Here is a 16409-nt window from a genome sequence, read left to right as displayed (position 1 = left end):
GGAACACCATGTCCGCGAACCGGATCGAACTCGCCATCGGCGGCATGACCTGCGCCTCGTGCGCCATGCGGATCGAGAAGAAGCTCAACCGCATGGACGGGGTCACCGCCTCCGTCAACTACGCCACCGAGAAGGCCAGCGTCACCTACGACGGCGCCGTCACACCGCAGGACCTCATCGCGACCGTCGAGCAGACGGGGTACACGGCGGCCCTGCCGGTGCAAGAACGGCAGGACGAGGCACCGCCGCCGGAGCGGGACGAGCTGCGCACCCGCCTGCTCGTCAGCCTCGTGCTCGCCGTGCCCGTCATCGTGCTCGCGATGGTGCCCGCCTGGCAGTTCACGTACTGGCAGTGGGCGTCCCTGACGCTCGCCGCACCCGTCGTCGTCTACGGCGGCCTGCCGTTCCACAAGGCGGCCTGGACCAACCTGCGCCACGGTGCCGCCACCATGGACACCCTCGTCTCCGTCGGCACGCTCGCCGCGTTCGCCTGGTCGGTGTGGGCGCTGTTCCGCGGCACCGCCGGCGTGCCCGGCATGACCCACCCGTTCGAGTTCACGATCGGCCGCACCGACGGCAGCGGCAACATCTACCTCGAGGCCGCCGCCGGCGTGACCCTGTTCCTGCTCGCCGGCCGCTACTTCGAGTCCCGCGCCAAGCGCCGCGCCGGCGCCGCCCTGCGGTCACTGATGGAGCTCGGCGCGAAGGACGTGGCGGTGCTCCGGCACGGCGTCGAGACCCGCGTGCCGATCGACCAGCTCCACGTCGGCGACCGGTTCGTCGTGCGCCCGGGGGAGAAGGTCGCGACCGACGGCGTCGTCGAGGACGGCAGCTCCGCCGTCGACCAGAGCATGCTCACCGGCGAGTCGGTGCCGGTCGAGGTCGGCCCGGGCAGCGCCGTCACCGGCGCCACCGTCAACGCCGGCGGCCGGCTCGTCGTGCGCGCCACCCGGGTCGGCAAGGACACCCAGCTCGCCCGCATGGCGGAGCTGGTCGAGCAGGCGCAGGCCGGCAAGGCCGCCGTGCAGCGGCTCGCCGACCGGATCTCCGGCGTGTTCGTGCCGGTCGTCATCGCCCTCGCCGTCGGTACGCTCGGCTTCTGGCTCGGCACCGGCAGCGGCCCCACCGCGGCGTTCACCGCGGCGGTCGCCGTGCTGATCATCGCCTGCCCGTGCGCCCTGGGCCTGGCCACCCCGACGGCGCTGCTCGTCGGCACCGGCCGCGGCGCCCAGCTCGGCGTGCTCATCAAGGGCCCGGAGGCGCTCGAGTCGACCCGCCGAGTCGACACGGTCGTGCTCGACAAGACCGGCACCGTGACCACCGGCCGCATGACGCTCACCGACGTCCGGCCCGCCGACGGGCAGGACGCCGACGAACTGCTGCGCCTCGCCGGCGCGCTCGAGCACGCCTCGGAGCATCCGATCGGCCGGGCGATCGCCCGCGCCGCCGAGGAGCGGCTCGGCACGCTGCCCGAGGTCCGCGACTTCGCCAACGTCGAAGGGCTCGGCGTGCGTGGCACCGTCGACGGCCGCGCGGTCCTCGTCGGCCGGCCGCGGCTGCTGCGCGACCACGGCGTCGACGCACCCGAGGACGGCTCGGTCCAGGTCGCCTGGGACGGCGCGTACCGCGGGGCGCTCACGGTCGCCGACGCGGTCAAGCCGACCAGCCGCCGCGCCGTCGCGATGCTGCGTGAGCTCGGGCTGCGGCCGGTCCTGCTCACCGGCGACACCGAGGCCGTCGCCCGAGCCGTCGCCGCCGAGGTCGGCATCGCCGAGGTCGTCGCGGGGGTCCTGCCCGCCGACAAGGTCGACGTCGTCAAGCGACTCCAGGCCGAGGGACGCACGGTCGCGATGGTCGGCGACGGGGTCAACGACGCGGCGGCCCTCGCCCAGGCGGACCTGGGCCTGGCCATGGGGACCGGCACCGACGTGGCCATCGAGGCGGCGGATCTGACGTTGGTACGGGGTGATCTCCTCGCCGCCGTCGACGCGATCCGGCTGGCGCGCTCGACGCTGCGTACGATCAAGGGCAACCTGTTCTGGGCGTTCGCCTACAACGTCGTCGGCCTGCCGGTCGCCGCGGCCGGCCTGCTCAACCCGATGCTCGCCGGCGCCGCGATGGCCCTCTCCTCGGTGTTCGTCGTGGCCAACTCCCTGCGCCTGCGCAGCTTCCGCAGCGCCGTCCAGGGCGGCCTCAGGCCGCGGTGAGCAGGTCGCCGCGGGCGAACGCCTCGATCTCGTCCAGATCCGCCGGAGTCAGGCCGCGGCGCGCGTCGGGCCGGATCAGCAGTGCCCGGCCGCCCGCGGTCAGCTCCGCGCGCAGCGGCCCCGACTCCGGGACCTCGTCGTCGTCCGTCCACACCAGCCGGCGGCCCGCGGCGAGCACCGCCCGGGCCGCGGCGAGTTTCGCCGCCGAGGCGTCCGGCTCGTCACTGAACGCGCAGCCGAGCGGCGGCAGCGCCGGGATCGTCCCGGCCAGGAAGCCGCCGGGGTTCGGCGTGCAGTGCGGTGCCGGCCGGGACTCCCACCACGACCGCGTCGCCACGAACGCCACCTCCCGCTCCTCCTGCGCGTGTGCCATCAGTTCACCACGATGCTGCCGCTCCGGCGGAGCTGGGCGGCCGAGGTGCCGGTCGTCGCGATCGCGGTCGGCCCGGCCGGAGCTCACCGCGCCGGCGGGTCAGCCGGCGGTCGCGAGGGTCTGCTGGACCCAGCGGCGCAGGGCGTCCGCGCCTGCGGCGCCTGCCTGGCGGGCCAGCACCTTGCCGTCCTTGAGCACCATGAGGGTCGGCACGGCGCGGACGTCGAAGCGTCTCGACAGGGCCGGGGCCTTGTCGACGTCGATCTTCACCAGCTTCACCGAGCCTGCCAGGTCGCCGGCCACCTGCTCCAGCGCGGGGCTCACCATCCGGCACGGGCCGCACCACGTCGCCCACAGGTCCACCAGCACCGGGGTCGACGAGCGCTCCACCACCTCGGCGAACGTGTCGTCACCGGCGTCGACGATCCACGGCAACGGCTGCTTGCACCTGCCGCACACCGGTGTGCCCGACGCCGTCGACGGCACCCGGTTGCGCTGCTGACACTGCCGGCACGTCACGATCCCAGCCATCATTACCTCCCGCCAGGCTCGAACACCGTGCGCCGCCGGACGATTCCCCCGTGGTCACGAGTGGCCGGAGGCCGTCGGCGCCTGGGTGGCCATCCGCCGCTCGGCGCCGTCGAGGATCAGGGTGAGGCCGAACTCGAAGGCCTGGTCGCCGGCGCCCGCGTCGCCGGTCGCGGCCAGCGCCGACAGCAGCTGCGGGAAGCGGTCGCCGTGGCGGGCCAGCGGGGCGGCGATCGCGGTGGTGAGGTCCGCCTCCGGGTTTCGGCCGGCGCTCGCCTGCTGGGCGATGCCGCGCGTGTGACCGGCGAGCACCGCGACCGTGTCGAGACGCTCGGGGCCGGTCAGCGGGGTGTCCGCGAGCACCCGCAGCGCACACTCCAACCAGGTCAGCTCGACGGGGCCGACGGGGCGGGGCCCGACGGTCGCCTCCAGTGCCCACGGATGTGCCAGGTACGCGCCGAGCAGGCTCCGGGCCCATGCCGCCAGGCCGGGCCGCCAGCCGGTGGCGGGCAGCTCGGGCGGCGCGCCGATCGCGTGCTCCGCCATCAGCGCGACCAGTTCGGCCTTGCCCGGCACATACCGGTACAGCGACATCTTCGTGACGCCCAGCTCGGCGGCGACGCGGTGCATGGCGACCGCGCCGAGGCCCTCGGCGTCGGCGAGCGCGATGCCCGCGGTGGCGATGCGCTCGAGCGTCAGGGTCGGCTTCGGTCCGCGGCTCGGCGGCTTGGGGCCGTCCCAGAGGAAGTCGTGGTCCACAGAACCCCCTGGCGAAAACTGCGTCTATGGTACACAATAAAAACCGAGTCCATGGGACACAGTTTTCGAAGGGGGCACGATCGTGAAGACCGTCCTGATCTCCGGCGCCAGCATCGCCGGGCCGGCACTCGCGCACTGGCTCTGCCGGCACGGCTTCCGCCCGACCGTCGTGGAGATCGCACCCGCGCTGCGCACCGGCGGCAACGCCGTCGACTTCCGTGGCCAGGTGCACCTCGGGCTGCTGGAGCGGATGGGCGTGCTGGACGACCTGCGCGCGGTCCAGACCGGTGGCACGGCGATGCGGTTCGTCGACGCCCACGGGCGCCGGCTCATGGAGATGCCGGCCGACTTCGCCGGCGGCGAGATCGAGATCCCGCGCTTCGACCTGTCGCGGGTTTTCTACGAGCACAGCCGCGCCGGCACGGAGTACCGCTTCGGCGACCGGATCGTGGCGATGACCGACGGCCCGCAAGGGGTCGACGTCACCTTCGCGAGCGGCCTGCGCCGGACCTTCGACCTCGTGGTCGGCGCCGACGGCGTGCACTCGGGGGTGCGGCGGCTGGCGTTCGGCCCCGAGGAGCGGTACGTGCGCCACCTCGGCTACTACGTCGCCACCTGGGAGATGCCCAACGACCTGGGCCTCGGGCGCGACTCGTTGCTCTACAACGAGCCCGGGCGGATGGCCAGCGCCGGCGGCGACCACCGCGACCCGTCGCGGGCCGGCGCGTTCGTGGCGTTCGCGTCGCCGCGGCTGGACTACGACCGCCACGACCGCGAGGCGCAGCGCGCGATCCTGCTGGACCGGTTCGCCGGCATGGGCTGGGAGGTTCCGCGCCTGCTCGCCGCGCTGCGCGAGGCGCCGGACTTCTACTTCGACGCGATCTGCCGCGTCGACATCACGCCCTGGTCCCGCGGCCGGGTCGCCCTGCTCGGCGACGCCGCGGCCGGCGCGACGATCGGCGGCATGGGCACCGGGACCGCGATCATCGGCGCGTACGTCCTCGCCGGCGAGCTGGCCACCGCGTATGCCGCCGGCGCCGACCACGCCGTCGCGTTCGCCCGTTACGAGCGGCTGCTGGGGGACTTCGCCCGGCGGTGCCAGAAGGGTGGCGACACCACCGGGCGGTTCCTCGCGCCGCGCTCCGCCTGGGGAGCCCGGGTGCGCAACGGCGCGCTCAACAGCCGGCTCGGCATGCGCCTGCAGATGTGGGCGGCCGACGACCGCGCCAGCCGCATCGACCTGCCGGACTACCCGTTGTCCCGGGCTCAGCCGATCGCGTAGCGCAGCAGCACGTTGTCGGAGTCCTCCAGGTCTGCGTGCCGAACTGCGGCCCTCGAACCCGGCGAAGTCGTTCCAGGCCGCGAGCAGCGCCTCCTGGACCGCGTCCGCGAAGGCGGTGTCCATGGTGCCTACGGTGCGGCCGTGAAGATCTCGTAGCTGTGCCCGTCCGGATCGCGCACGTAGACGCCCCGGCCGCCGCCGAGGTGGTTGATCCGCCGGTCCCAGCCGTGCTCCGGCCCGGCGCCGTAGTCGATCGTCTCCGCCACGTGCAGCCGGGCCAGGACCGCGTCGAACGTCACGTCGTCGACGAGGAACGCGTAGTGCCCCGGCCGGACACCGTGCCGGTCGTCGAAGTCGAGCGTGAGCCCGTCGTTGACGGCCACGGCCATGAACGGCCCGGCGGCCCGCGGCTGCGGCAGTCCGAGCAGCGCGGCGAGGAACGCGGCCGAGGCGGAGGCGTCGGCGGCCGGGACGATGGTGTGGTGCAGTGCCACAGGCATTGACGGTACCTCCAAAATGTATGCGATTCGCATGCGTTACAGTAGCCGGGTGAGCGAACCTGTCAACGGGGGACCGGCGCTGTTCCGCCTTGTGCGGTTCTGGTCCCGGCGCTGGGCCGCCGGCGCCGTCGACGAGCGCGCCCAGCACGTCATGGCCGTCGAGGCGGTGCACGCCGGTGGCGAGGCGACCGTCAACGACGTCGCGCACCGGCTCGGCCTGGACCAGTCGGGCGCCAGCCGGATCGTCCGCGACGCGGTCGCCGCCGGATACCTGGCCAGGGGCGAGTCGCAGGGCGACCGCCGCCGGGCCGCGATCCGCCTGACCCCCGCCGGGCAGGTGCTGCTCGCCGCCGCCCGGTCCTGGCAGCGTGACGTCTTCGACGAGCTGACCGCCGGCTGGAGCGCGGCCGACCGCCGCCGCTTCGCCGGATACCTGGACCGGCTCGCCGACGAACAGGGCGCGTGAACCACACGGGTGTAGTTTTCGATCAATCCTTCTCGCTGGTCAGCGGCCTGCATTAGCCTCACGGGGTGAAGGTCGTCGGGGCGATGCAGACACCGGACGGACGGTGGCGCGTCGAGGTCGTCCGCCACCAGAGCGGCGGCCGCTGGTATCGCCTCGTGCACGGTGACAACGTCGTGGACTTCCTCACCATAGGCCGTGTCGCCGAACTGCTCGCCGAGGCCGGCGTCGACATGAGCGACCTGTCCGAGACCGCCCGGGCCAGCTGACCCCGCCGCCCTCTACCCTGCCGCCCTCTTGCCCCCGCGGCGCCACCTGCTCAAACCTCGCCGCCCGGCGCCGGTTGCCGCTCCTGCCCTTCCGTGCCGCCGCTCCGGCCTCGGCGCATCCGTCCTCCCGTGCCGCTGTCCTGGCCTCGGCGCCCCCGTGCCGCTGTCCTGGGGTCGGCGCTCCTGCCCTCCTGCGCCGCTCTCCGGCCTCGGCGCCCTCGTCCTTCTGCTCGGCGTGCCGCCGATCGAGCGCCCGGTGCGGCCCGTCTCCGGTGCGTCCGGGCCCGTCACCGCCGGTCATCAGCCGGACATAGCTGCGGTGGTGTCCACATCGGACGGCTGGTCGCCGGGCCAGGTGCCGGTCAGGTGATGGCGGATCAGCGCGGCATGGGAGAGCGGCGTCGCCAGGTCGGCCACGTCGCCGTTGGTCGTGTAGTCGAGCAGCACCACCCGCTGCCGGGCCGCCAGCCGGCGCAGCTCGCCGACCTCGGCGGTGGCGCGGTGCTCGAGCACCCAGCGGTAGGACGGCAGATAGACGCGTCTGCGGGCGGTCTCGTAGTCGAGCAGCACCTCGCCGTGCAGCCCGGCACGGTGGCCGCGGACGGCGCCGAACCTGCGGACCGTGCGCTTGAGGCCGGTCATCGACGTCACGGTCAGCTTCGCCGGGTCGACGTCGGCGCTGTCGAACACCTTCAACGCCTGCCAGATGCCCTCGACCGACATGGCGGTGCGGCCGGGCGTGAACGGCACCGGGATGCCGCCGTGCGGGTGGAACGGGCTCAGCCGCACCCACGGCTGCGGGCCCTTCGACGTCACGTCGACGACCGCGGCGCCCGGGAACGCGGCCGCCAGCGATGCGGCGCTCCTGCGCCGGCTCACCACCTCGATCTCCACGCCCCGCATCATCCCCGGCGGGTACGACAATTTTCGGTGCGCCGCCGGAGCCTGTTAGCAACGGCGGCCCGATGGGTACGGCTGAGGCGGATCGAACCGGCCGTAGGGGGAGGGACCTTGCCGCAGAACGCGATGCGCCTGCAATTCTCACTCGACCTGCCGCGCGACGCGGCCATGGTCGGGGTGACGCGGCGCACCCTTGACGGGGCACTGGCCGGCGCGGGGGTGACCCAGGAATGCCGGGACGACATCCAGCTGGCGCTCACCGAGGCGTGCGGCAACGTGGTGTCGCACGCCTCGCTCGCCAGCAAGTACCACGTCGATGTCAGCGTCGACGAGGACGAGTGCGTCATCGAGGTGACCGATGACGGCGGAGGGTTCGACCCGCACCGGGTCGTCCCGGCGAGCGAACTGCCGGGTGGTGAGCTCAGCGAGCACGGCCGTGGCCTGCACGTCGTCGCGGCGCTGGTGGAGCGGCTGGACGTGGTGTCCGTCGAGGACGCGGGGACACTGCTGCGGTTCAGCAAGCACCTGACATGGGACAGTGCCGACCGGCGGTAATCAGCCGTTCGGCCGTATGATTCGACCGTAAGGACTATCGGGCTCGAGAAAGGGCAGTGGCGGGATGCAGGTCACCTCGACGGTCGACGGGCAGTGCGCCGTCGTGCAGGCGAGCGGCGAGCTCGACGTCGCCACCGCCCCTGAGCTGCGCAGCTATCTGCACCAGCTCGTCGACGACGGCGCCCGGACGGTGGTCGTCGACCTCACCGACGTGGGGTTCCTCGACTCGACCACCCTCGGGGTGCTCATCAGCGTGCACAAGCGGCTCGTCGAGGTGGGCGGGGTCGTGGAGCTCGTGGTGCCGCACGCCCGGCTGCTGCGGATCTTCCAGATCACCGGCCTCGACCGGGTGTTCACCATCCACTCGTCGCTGGCCGACACCACCGTGTGACGAGCCCGCCGCGCGGGGCCCTGCACCGACCTCGTCGACGGGCGGCCATGACTACGTGCTGGCGCTGGTCGGCCGCACCGCCCTGTTCACCACCAGGCTGGAGCGGCGGGTGGCCGACCGGGGCCGGATAGCGCAACCGCCGTGGACCTGCGCACCGCCGCCCCGCGCTAGTCGGGGCAGGGGCCCTGGCCGACGACGGTGTTCGTGGTGGCGTCGAGGATGATGTACCGGCCGCCGGCGACGATGTTCAGCCGGCCGCCCGGGATCGGCCGGCCCGTGCAGTAGCTCGGCAGCGGGAGCGTGCGGGCGGCGGCGTGCACGACCGGGGCGCCCTGCGGCGCGGCCGCGGCGAGCGAGAGCAGCAGCACGGCGGCGGCCCGGCCGCGCGACGAGCGGCGCCGCACGGCCGCCGGCCGCGCGGGTGCGTCCAGGTTGATGCTGCCGTCCGTCACCACCGTCGATCGTAGCCCGCTCACGACGCGGTGCTGCCGCCGAGCGCGACGACCCCCGCCGGGTGGCCGGCGCCACCGAGGAGGCCACGGGCCCGGCGGCACCCGGCTCGTGCGGCCGCATCCCGCGAACCTGACGGCGCAGCGCACACCGTCGTGTCCGAGAGCGGCGGCCCGCCGGCCAGCGGCAGCGCGACCGGAGCCGCCGGCAGGACATCGCCGAAACCATGACGCGGGTTGTCAGGTTTTCCTGGCACCGTCTCCGGCATGACACGACCCTTGGAAGGCAAGGTCGCCCTCGTCGCCGGCGCGAGCCGGGGCGCCGGACGGCAGATCGCGGTGCAGCTCGGCGCGGCGGGCGCCACCGTCTACGCCACCGCCCGGACCACCCGCGCCCAGCGGTCCGAGAGCGGCCGCCCGGAGACCATCGAGGAGACCGCCGAGCTCGTCACCGCGGCCGGCGGCACCGGGATCGCGGTCCAGACCGACCACCTCGTGCCAGAGCAGGTCCGCGCGCTCGTCGAGCGGATCGACGCCGAGCAGGGCCGCCTCGACGTCCTCGTCAACGACATCTGGGGCGCCGAGGGGCTGTTCAGCTGGGATCAGAAGCTGTGGGAGCACGACCTCGGCATCGGACTGCACATCCTGCGCCTGGCCGTCGACACGCACATCATCACCAGTCACTTCGCCCTGCCGCTGCTCATCCGCCGCCCCGGCGGCCTCGTCGTCGAGATGACCGACGGCACCGCCGAGCACAACGCGGTCAACTACCGCGTCTCGTTCTTCTACGACCTGGCGAAGGCGTCGAACCTTCGCATGGCCTTCGCGCAGGCGGAGGAGCTGAAGGCGTTCGGCGCCACCGCGGTCGCGCTCACACCCGGCTGGCTGCGTTCCGAGCTGATGCTCGAGCACTTCGGCGTCACCGAGGCCAGCTGGCAGGACGCCACGGAGAAGCAGCCGCACTTCGTCATGTCGGAGTCCCCGGCGTTCGTCGGCCGCGCGGTCGCCGCCCTGGCCGCCGACCCCGACGTCCACCGCTTCACCGGGCAGTCGCTGTCCAGCGGCGGGCTCGCCCAGGTGTACGGCTTCACCGACCTCGACGGCAGCCGGCCGGACTGGATGCGGTACTACGACGAGGTCGTGCAGCCCGACCGGCCGGCCGACCCGACCGGCTACCGGTGACGGGCCGGTGAGGGCCGGTAAGGTCTGAAGGTGCGCGCGTCCCGCCTCATCTCGCTGGTCCTGCTGCTCCAGTCGGGCGGCACGATGACCGCGGGTGAGCTCGCCGAGCAGCTCGAGGTCTCCGAGCGCACCATCTACCGCGACATGCTGGCCCTGTCGGCGGCCGGTGTGCCGGTCTACGCCGAGCAGGGCCGGGCCGGTGGCTACCGGCTGCTCGACGGGTACCGCACCAGGCTCACCGGGCTGAGCCGCGCCGAGGCCGAGGCACTGTTCCTGTCGGGGCTGCCCGGCCCGGTGCGGGACATGGGGCTCGGCGAATCCCTCGCCGCGGCGCAGCTGAAGGTGGCCGCGGCGCTGCCCGCCACGCTGCGCGACGCGTCGTCCCGCGCCCGCCAGCGGTTCCACCTCGACGCGCCTGGCTGGTTCCGGGACGCGGACCCGCCGCCGCTGCTGGCCGAGCTGGCGCGGGCCGTGTGGGAGGACCGGGTGGTGGTCCTGACCTACCGGCGCCGGGAGGAGGTCGTCCGCACGGTCGAGCCGCTGGGCCTGGTGCTGAAGACCGGCTCCTGGTATCTGGTGGGCCGGGTCGGCGGCGGTGTCCGCACGTACCGGGTGGACCGCGCGGCGGCGGTCACGGTGACGGACACGGTGTTCGAGCGCGACGGCTCGTTCGACCTGGCGGCGTTCTGGGGCGAACAGGCGCTGGAGTTCGAGCGCGGCATCCTGCGGGAGCAGGCCCGGATCCGCCTGTCCCCGGCGGGTGTGCGGCTACTGCGCCACACCGTGGAGGCCCTCGCCGCCCGTGCCGTCGACGAGCAGGCGGTCACGCCCGGCGCGGACGGCTGGGTGGTGGTGACCCTGCCGGTGGAGTCGGTGGCCGTGGCCTGCACGCAGCTGCTCGGCCTCGGCCCGGAGGTCGAGGTGCTCGACCCGCCGGAGCTGCGTGAGCTGATGCGGTCCGCCGCCACGCGCATGACGGAGTTGTACCGCTGAAGCCGTCCGGCGCTGGTAGGCGAGCGTGACGACGGCGAGGCACCAGCCGTAGGCGCCGAGCGCGAACACGGCCGCCCCGCCGGTGCCGGTGGCGACACCCGCGGTCCCGGCGGTCGCGAGCGTCGCGGCGGCCGTCCAGGCGATCGCGAGCAGCCGCCGCCGCGGCACGATCGGCGTGCCCGGCCGGACCAGCGCGAGCAGTAGCAGGCACGCACCCCCGACGGCGGCGAGCAGCACGTACCACGGCAAACGCATCCCGAGGGGCTCGACCCCCGGCACCAGGAACACGGCAGCGGCGGCGCTGCCGGCGTACGCATACCCCCGTGCGATGGTCATGCTGACAGCCTCGCCCGGCCGGCTAAGAGCCCGCTGAGCGAACCTGTGAAGCCCTCAGGAACGGCACCGCGGCGGCCACGCCTCAGAAGCGCGCCGGCCGCCGCGATCCGGGCGACCGTGGTCCGGCCGGTCAGAAGCGCAGGCCGTCGAGGTACTTGAAGCCGTTGCGCGCCGTGGTGAGCGCGTCGGCCGGCGTGCGCGGCGGACTGCCGGCGTCGTCGCGCTCGACGATGTACTCCACCAGGCCCGCCGCCCGCGCGTGCTCGAAGATCCGGCCGAAGTCGATGAGCCCGGCGCCCGGGTCGGCGAAGCTCGCGTTGGTGTCCAGGTCCTTGACGTGGACCTGGCGGATCCGGCCGCGGTGCCGCTCGATCAGGTCGACGGGGTCGGCGGCGCCGCGCCACGCCCAGAACAGGTCCACCTCCAGGTGCACCAGGCCGGGGTCGGTCTCGGCGGTGAGGATGTCGTAGCCGCGGCGGCTGCCGCCGTCCTGGCGGACGAACTCCAGTTGGTGGTTGTGGTAGCCGAAGCTCAGCCCGGCCCGCTTCGCGAGCAGGCCCGCCCGGTTGAGGTCCTTGGCGAGGGCGTGGTACTTCGCGCCGTCGCGGATCGGCTGGCCGGTGGCGAAGTCGATGCCGAAGAACGGGTGGACGATGTACCGGTTGCCGACGATGTTGGCGTCCTCCAGCGCCCGTTCCCAGGTGGACGCGTCGAACGGCTGCGGGATGCCGACGTGGCCGGACGTGGCCCGCAGCCCCGCCGCGTCGAGCGCGGCGCGGAACTGGGCGGCGGTGCGGCCGACGAAGCCGGCGTGCTCGATGCGGGTGTAGCCGATGCCGCGCAGCTCGGCGAGGCTGGCCTCGAGGTCGATCGCCAGCTGGTCGCGCAGCGTGTAGAGCTGGACGCTGATCTGGTCGCGGGGGACGCGGCCCGGGCGTCGGCCGGTGTCGGCGGACGGCGCCGCGCCGGCGGGCGAGGCGCCGAGGGTGGCGGCGGTGCCGACCGCCGCGGCGCCGGCGGCTGCGGCGCCGAGCAGTTGGCGGCGGCTGACGTTTGGCTGATCCTGCATTGCTGCCTTGCCTCCCGGTCGATTGGTCGGGGCGACGTGGGCGCGTGACAACGGCCGATCAGGCGGGGAGCCGGGCCCGCGCCACGCCGGACGACTTTCATCGATTCCAATCTTTCAATCGATCGACCCACCGTACGGTACCGGCGTGGCGAAGGAAAGATTCAGCCGAGCAGACCGATAGTCAGGTCGAAGGCGACGGAACCGGCGATCGGCTGCCGCCGCGTGTCGACGTGCTGCCAGTCGACGACCGCGAAGCCGGCGAGCCGCGCGCGCCCGGCACCCGTGTGCAGACTCGGCATGGCGACCATGCTGGCCGGGCGGCCCGCGGAACTCAGTCGCCTTTCATCGACATCGGCTGTGACGTGGACCCTACGAGCAGTTGGTCGAGGAAGGCCGCCAGCTTCGCCTGCGTGCGCTCGATCTGCTGTCCGACGGTGAGCGTCTCGTCGAACCGGCCGCCGATCTCCGGGCGCTTCCTGCCGCGGACGTAGAGCGAGCAGGCCAGGTCGGTGCAGACGTAGAGGCCCGCCGAGTTGCCGTCGCGTCCGGCCCGGCCGGCCTTGCGCGCGGTCATCATCGACACGCCGGCGCCCGGGTGCGTGGTCAGGCACAGCGAGCACATGTTGCGGTGCAGGAACCCGCGCCGCTGGACGGCGATGCGCAGCGCGACGCCGACGATCCGGTCGCCGTGCTCGGCGACGAGGTAGGCCCGGTCGAGCGCGCCCGGGTCGCGCCAGCCGAGAAAGTCGAGGTCGGCCCAGGGCCGGTCGGCGAGGTCGCGCGGCAGTGCCGCCCGCTGGGCCTCGCCCTTGGAGCAGTTCACGAACGACGTGCGGATGTCGTGCTCGGTCAGTGCCTTCACGGGTCCCGACGCTAGGCTGCCTAGATGTATTAGGCAAACTATTAATGACCCTAGGAAGGGGTGCGTGGCGCGCTCCCTCGAGGCGGCGACCCGTCGTGCCGGACCGACCTCGGCGCCCAGCGCCGGCGGCGCTTCGAGCCGAGAGCGCTCTCTGGAAGAATTCGCAGGTCAGCAGCGTAGACGAGAGCGCTCTCCGATGTTTGGCATTGACAACGGTCACCCGGTATCCGCATCATTCCCAGGACCCCGGAAGCCCGCCACTTCTGACCTCGGAGTCCTTATGCGCCTTGCCAGAGGCCGGCCCATCGCGGCCGGTGCCATTGCCGTCGCGGTGGTCGCCACCGTCGTGACCTTCCTGACGCTTCCCAATGCCGAGGCTGCCACCCTCGGCTCCGGCAGCTACGCCACCACCCGACCGGCCGGCACCAGCGGTCCGACCGGCTGTGGCAGCCTCGCCACCAACCCCCGGCAGTACGTGACGGCCAACGCCCCCGCCGGGCCGGTGCCGACCAACGACTGGTGGTCGTCGCTGCTGTTCAAGCGCATCAACTGTGCCTACTCCGAGCCGCTCAACGCCCACCCGATGGCCTTCAAGCCGGCCGCCGACGGCCTCGGCGTCGGATACACCACCGAGGCGGCGATCTCGGGCACCGCCACGGGCGTCGGTGAGTACCACTTCCCGTACACCACCGAGTTCACCCTCGGCGTGGCCGGCCTCAACGCGCCGAACACCCTCGTCGACGGCTGGACCGACTGGACCGTCACCCCCTCGTGGTCCGACGGCGCCCGCACGCTCAAGGCCACCATCGGCCACGGCCTGCCGTTCATCTACGCCCGCACGACCGGCGGCAACGCACAGCTGTCGTTCGGCGGCCCGCCCGCCGTGTGGTCCAACAGCGGCAACCGGGTCGGCTTCACGGTGCGCGGCCACGACTACATGGCCTACGCGCCGACCGGGGCCACCTGGACCGTCAGCGGCAACACCATCACCTCGACGCTCGCGGGCCGGGACTACTTCTCCGTCGCGCTGCTGCCGACCACGCCGTCGACCCCGGCCGCCGACCGCACGGCCCTCGCCAACAACTACGGCCAGTACGCGCACAACCACGTCACCGGCAGCCAGGTCAGCTGGAGCTACAACCAGTCCACGAGCACGGTCAACGCGACCTACACGCTGACCACCACCGCCCGCGAGGGCAGCGGCAGCGGCACCGTGGTCTCGCTGTACCCGCACCAGTGGAAGAACCTCAGCGGCAGCACGACGATCGCGCAGACCTACGTCTCCCCGCGCGGCCCGATGCGGACGATCGTCGGCACCGGCGCGTTCACCACCGCCACGAAGTTCCAGGGTGTACTGCCCGAGGTCCCGGCCGTCGCCACCTCGTCCGGCGCCGACCTGACCACGCTCGGCGGCTACCTCGACCAGGTCGCCACCGGCGACCCGTTCGCCGGGTTCGGCAACGACACGTACTGGACCGGCAAGGCCCTCGGCCGCGCCGCCCGCGCCGCCGAGATCGCCGACCAGCTCGGCCGCACCGCGCAGCGCGACACGCTGCTCAACGCGATCCGCACCCGGCTGACCGACTGGTTCACCGCCGGGGCCGGCGAGACCGGCCGCCTGTTCGCCTACGACCAGGCGTGGGGCACGCTCATCGGCTACCCGGCGTCGTACGGTTCCGACCAGGAGCTCAACGACCACCACTTCCACTACGGCTACTACATCGCCGCCGCCGCGACCCTCGCCAAGTTCGACCGCAACTGGGCCGCGGCCAACGCCTACGGCGGCATGGTCAACCTGCTCATCCGCGACGCCAACAACCCCGACCGCAACGACACGATGTTCCCGTTCCTGCGGGACTTCGACATCTACGCCGGCCACGACTGGGCGTCCGGCCACGGCTCCTTCGGCGCCGGCAACAACCAGGAGTCCTCGTCCGAGGGCATGAACTTCGCCAACGCCCTCATCCAGTGGGGCATCGCGACCGGCAACACCGCCGTCCGCGACGCCGGCCTGTACATCTACACCACCCAGGCGCAGGCGATCCAGGAGTACTGGTTCGACTCGGCCAACCAGAACTTCCCGGCGAACTTCGCGCACAACACCGTCGGCATGGTCTGGGGCGACGGCGGCGCCTACGCCACCTGGTTCAGCGGCGAGCCCGAGATGATCCAGGGCATCAACATGCTGCCGATCACCGGCGGCTCGCTCTACATGGGCTACCGGCCCGCCTACAACACCGTCAACTGGAACGAGCTCGTCACCAACAACGGCGGACCGCCGACCGTCTGGCAGGACATCCTGTGGTCGTTCCAGGCGCTCGGCAACGGCGACCAGGCACTGGCGAACCTGCGGGCCAACCCGGGGTACACCCCGGAGGAGGGTGAGAGCCGGGCACACACCTTCCACTGGATCCGCAACCTCGCCGCGCTCGGCCAGGTCGACACGTCCGTCACCGCGAACACGCCGCTCTACGCGGTCTTCACGAAGAACGGCGCCCGCACGTACGTGGCCACCAACCTGTCCACGTCGACGGTGACCGTCACGTTCTCCGACGGCCGCACGCTCAGCGTGCCCGCCGGGAAGACCGCCACCACCGGCGCGTTCACGTGGGTCGGCGGCAACGGCACGAGCACCCCGCCGTCGTCGCAGCCGCCGTCGTCGCCCCCGCCGTCCTCCCCGCCGCCGTCGAGCCCGCCGCCGTCGAGCCCGCCGCCGTCCAACCCGCCGGTGGGGTCCAACGTGCTGTACCTGCGCAGCGGGCCGGCGCTGTCCACGTCGGCGGGCGCCGGTGCGGGCACGCAGACGATCAGCGCCGCCAACGGCAACTGGGACGGCAACCCGCACAACCCGGTCACCTACCGGCTCTGCGGGATCACCGGCACCCCGAACGGCGGCCAGACCGCGTTCACGTTCCACATCGACGCCGGAACCGCCGTCGCACAGGGCGTCCAGGCCCGCGTGTCGTACGACTTCACCGGCGGCGGCACGTACGGCCGGGTGGAGACCTACGGGTACTTCGCCACCGATCCGGTCGTCGGCACCGAGCAGTACACGCAGGCCGCCGGGCTGGCATCGTCGACCGGCAGCCTGGCCGCGATGAACCGCGGCTGCGTGCGGATCGAGCTGTGGAACGCCATCGGCAACGCGCCGACCACGGTCCGGATCGACGCGACGGCCGCCAACGGCCGCCAGTCGACCCTGACGATTCCCTACACCGTCTCCTGACGGGACACCTCGGCGGGGCCGGTTCCCGGCCCCGCCGAGGTGAGCGGCGAAGAAGGTCGTGACCC

General features: G+C 73.0%; 19 protein-coding genes. 10 read left to right on the top strand and 9 right to left on the bottom strand.

Annotated features, from left to right (window positions below):
• Positions 1-8 precede the first annotated feature (8 nt).
• The gene (locus tag Dfulv_RS27010; protein WP_259856230.1) at positions 9-2207 is read left to right on the top strand and encodes a heavy metal translocating P-type ATPase; all 2199 of its coding nucleotides are present in this window, start codon (positions 9-11) and stop codon (positions 2205-2207) included.
• Here the strand turns inward: Dfulv_RS27010 and Dfulv_RS27005 are convergent.
• The 3 genes from Dfulv_RS27005 to Dfulv_RS26995 form a co-directional block, all read right to left on the bottom strand.
• Positions 2194-2580 (bottom strand): hypothetical protein, encoded by a 387-nt coding sequence (locus Dfulv_RS27005; RefSeq protein ID WP_259856228.1) that lies wholly within the window; start codon positions 2578-2580, stop codon positions 2194-2196. The two genes, Dfulv_RS27010 and Dfulv_RS27005, sit on opposite strands and share 14 nt — an antisense overlap.
• Before the next feature lie 99 nt (positions 2581-2679).
• Positions 2680-3111, bottom strand: a complete 432-nt coding sequence (gene trxA / locus Dfulv_RS27000; RefSeq protein ID WP_259856227.1) for a thioredoxin — start codon at positions 3109-3111, stop codon at positions 2680-2682.
• A gap of 54 nt (positions 3112-3165) precedes the next feature.
• Positions 3166-3867, bottom strand: coding sequence for a TetR/AcrR family transcriptional regulator (locus Dfulv_RS26995; protein ID WP_259856225.1), 702 nt, complete (start codon positions 3865-3867; stop codon positions 3166-3168).
• 82 nt (positions 3868-3949) lie between these two features.
• Between Dfulv_RS26995 and Dfulv_RS26990 the strand changes: the two genes are divergently transcribed.
• A complete protein-coding gene (locus Dfulv_RS26990; RefSeq protein WP_259856223.1) occupies positions 3950-5149 on the top strand; it encodes an FAD-dependent monooxygenase in 1200 nt (399 codons plus the stop codon).
• 128 nt (positions 5150-5277) lie between these two features.
• Here Dfulv_RS26990 and Dfulv_RS26985 read toward each other — a convergent pair whose 3' ends face one another.
• On the bottom strand, positions 5278-5649 hold the full coding sequence (locus Dfulv_RS26985) for a VOC family protein (RefSeq protein WP_259856221.1): 372 nt from the start codon (positions 5647-5649) through the stop codon (positions 5278-5280).
• Between the two features lie 49 nt (positions 5650-5698).
• On the opposite strand from Dfulv_RS26985, the gene Dfulv_RS26980 reads away from it, so the two are divergent.
• Positions 5699-6115: a MarR family winged helix-turn-helix transcriptional regulator gene (locus Dfulv_RS26980; protein ID WP_259856219.1), complete on the top strand. Its 417-nt coding sequence runs from the start codon at positions 5699-5701 to the stop codon at positions 6113-6115.
• A 65-nt stretch (positions 6116-6180) separates the two neighbouring features.
• A complete protein-coding gene (locus Dfulv_RS26975) occupies positions 6181-6381 on the top strand; it encodes a hypothetical protein (protein ID WP_259856217.1) in 201 nt (66 codons plus the stop codon).
• Positions 6382-6681: 300 nt separating this feature from the next.
• Here the strand turns inward: Dfulv_RS26975 and Dfulv_RS26970 are convergent, their stop codons facing one another.
• Positions 6682-7275 carry a DUF6939 family protein gene (locus Dfulv_RS26970; protein WP_259856215.1) on the bottom strand — a complete coding sequence of 198 codons (594 nt, stop codon included), beginning with the start codon at positions 7273-7275 and terminating at the stop codon, positions 6682-6684.
• Positions 7276-7407: 132 nt separating this feature from the next.
• Between Dfulv_RS26970 and Dfulv_RS26965 the strand changes: the two genes are divergently transcribed.
• Together Dfulv_RS26965 and Dfulv_RS26960 are read left to right on the top strand one after the other, a co-directional pair.
• The gene (locus tag Dfulv_RS26965; RefSeq protein ID WP_259856214.1) at positions 7408-7836 is read left to right on the top strand and encodes an ATP-binding protein; all 429 of its coding nucleotides are present in this window, start codon (positions 7408-7410) and stop codon (positions 7834-7836) included.
• A 64-nt stretch (positions 7837-7900) separates the two neighbouring features.
• Positions 7901-8227, top strand: a complete 327-nt coding sequence (locus Dfulv_RS26960) for an STAS domain-containing protein (RefSeq protein WP_259856212.1) — start codon at positions 7901-7903, stop codon at positions 8225-8227.
• 167 nt (positions 8228-8394) lie between these two features.
• Here Dfulv_RS26960 and Dfulv_RS26955 read toward each other — a convergent pair whose 3' ends face one another.
• Complete coding sequence (locus Dfulv_RS26955; protein WP_259856210.1) at positions 8395-8679, bottom strand: hypothetical protein; 285 nt, start codon at positions 8677-8679, stop codon at positions 8395-8397.
• Between the two features lie 264 nt (positions 8680-8943).
• Between Dfulv_RS26955 and Dfulv_RS26950 the strand changes: the two genes are divergently transcribed.
• The 3 genes from Dfulv_RS26950 (at position 8944) to Dfulv_RS26940 (ending at position 11224) form a co-directional block, all read left to right on the top strand.
• Positions 8944-9858 carry an SDR family oxidoreductase gene (locus tag Dfulv_RS26950; protein WP_259856209.1) on the top strand — a complete coding sequence of 305 codons (915 nt, stop codon included), beginning with the start codon at positions 8944-8946 and terminating at the stop codon, positions 9856-9858.
• Between the two features lie 30 nt (positions 9859-9888).
• A complete protein-coding gene (locus Dfulv_RS26945) occupies positions 9889-10851 on the top strand; it encodes a helix-turn-helix transcriptional regulator (protein WP_259856207.1) in 963 nt (320 codons plus the stop codon).
• 88 nt (positions 10852-10939) lie between these two features.
• Positions 10940-11224 (top strand): hypothetical protein, encoded by a 285-nt coding sequence (locus Dfulv_RS26940; protein ID WP_259856205.1) that lies wholly within the window; start codon positions 10940-10942, stop codon positions 11222-11224.
• A gap of 93 nt (positions 11225-11317) precedes the next feature.
• Here Dfulv_RS26940 and Dfulv_RS26935 read toward each other — a convergent pair whose 3' ends face one another.
• From Dfulv_RS26935 to Dfulv_RS26925, 3 genes are all read right to left on the bottom strand, one after another.
• Complete coding sequence (locus Dfulv_RS26935; protein ID WP_259856204.1) at positions 11318-12256, bottom strand: sugar phosphate isomerase/epimerase family protein; 939 nt, start codon at positions 12254-12256, stop codon at positions 11318-11320.
• Between the two features lie 161 nt (positions 12257-12417).
• Positions 12418-12555, bottom strand: a complete 138-nt coding sequence (locus Dfulv_RS26930; RefSeq protein ID WP_259856203.1) for a hypothetical protein — start codon at positions 12553-12555, stop codon at positions 12418-12420.
• Positions 12556-12587: 32 nt separating this feature from the next.
• On the bottom strand, positions 12588-13118 hold the full coding sequence (locus Dfulv_RS26925; protein WP_259856202.1) for an FBP domain-containing protein: 531 nt from the start codon (positions 13116-13118) through the stop codon (positions 12588-12590).
• 280 nt (positions 13119-13398) lie between these two features.
• Between Dfulv_RS26925 and Dfulv_RS26920 the strand changes: the two genes are divergently transcribed.
• Entirely contained in the window at positions 13399-16344 is a 2946-nt protein-coding gene (locus Dfulv_RS26920) for a glycosyl hydrolase (RefSeq protein WP_259856201.1), read from the top strand.
• The last annotated feature ends 65 nt before the right edge of the window (positions 16345-16409 follow it).

Source organism: Dactylosporangium fulvum (assembly GCF_025137375.1).
In the GTDB taxonomy this organism is placed as follows: Bacteria; Actinomycetota; Actinomycetes; order Mycobacteriales; family Micromonosporaceae; genus Dactylosporangium; species Dactylosporangium fulvum.
The sequence above is the reverse complement of the archived record's forward strand: the minus strand, read 5'-3'. Positions and strand labels throughout refer to the sequence as shown.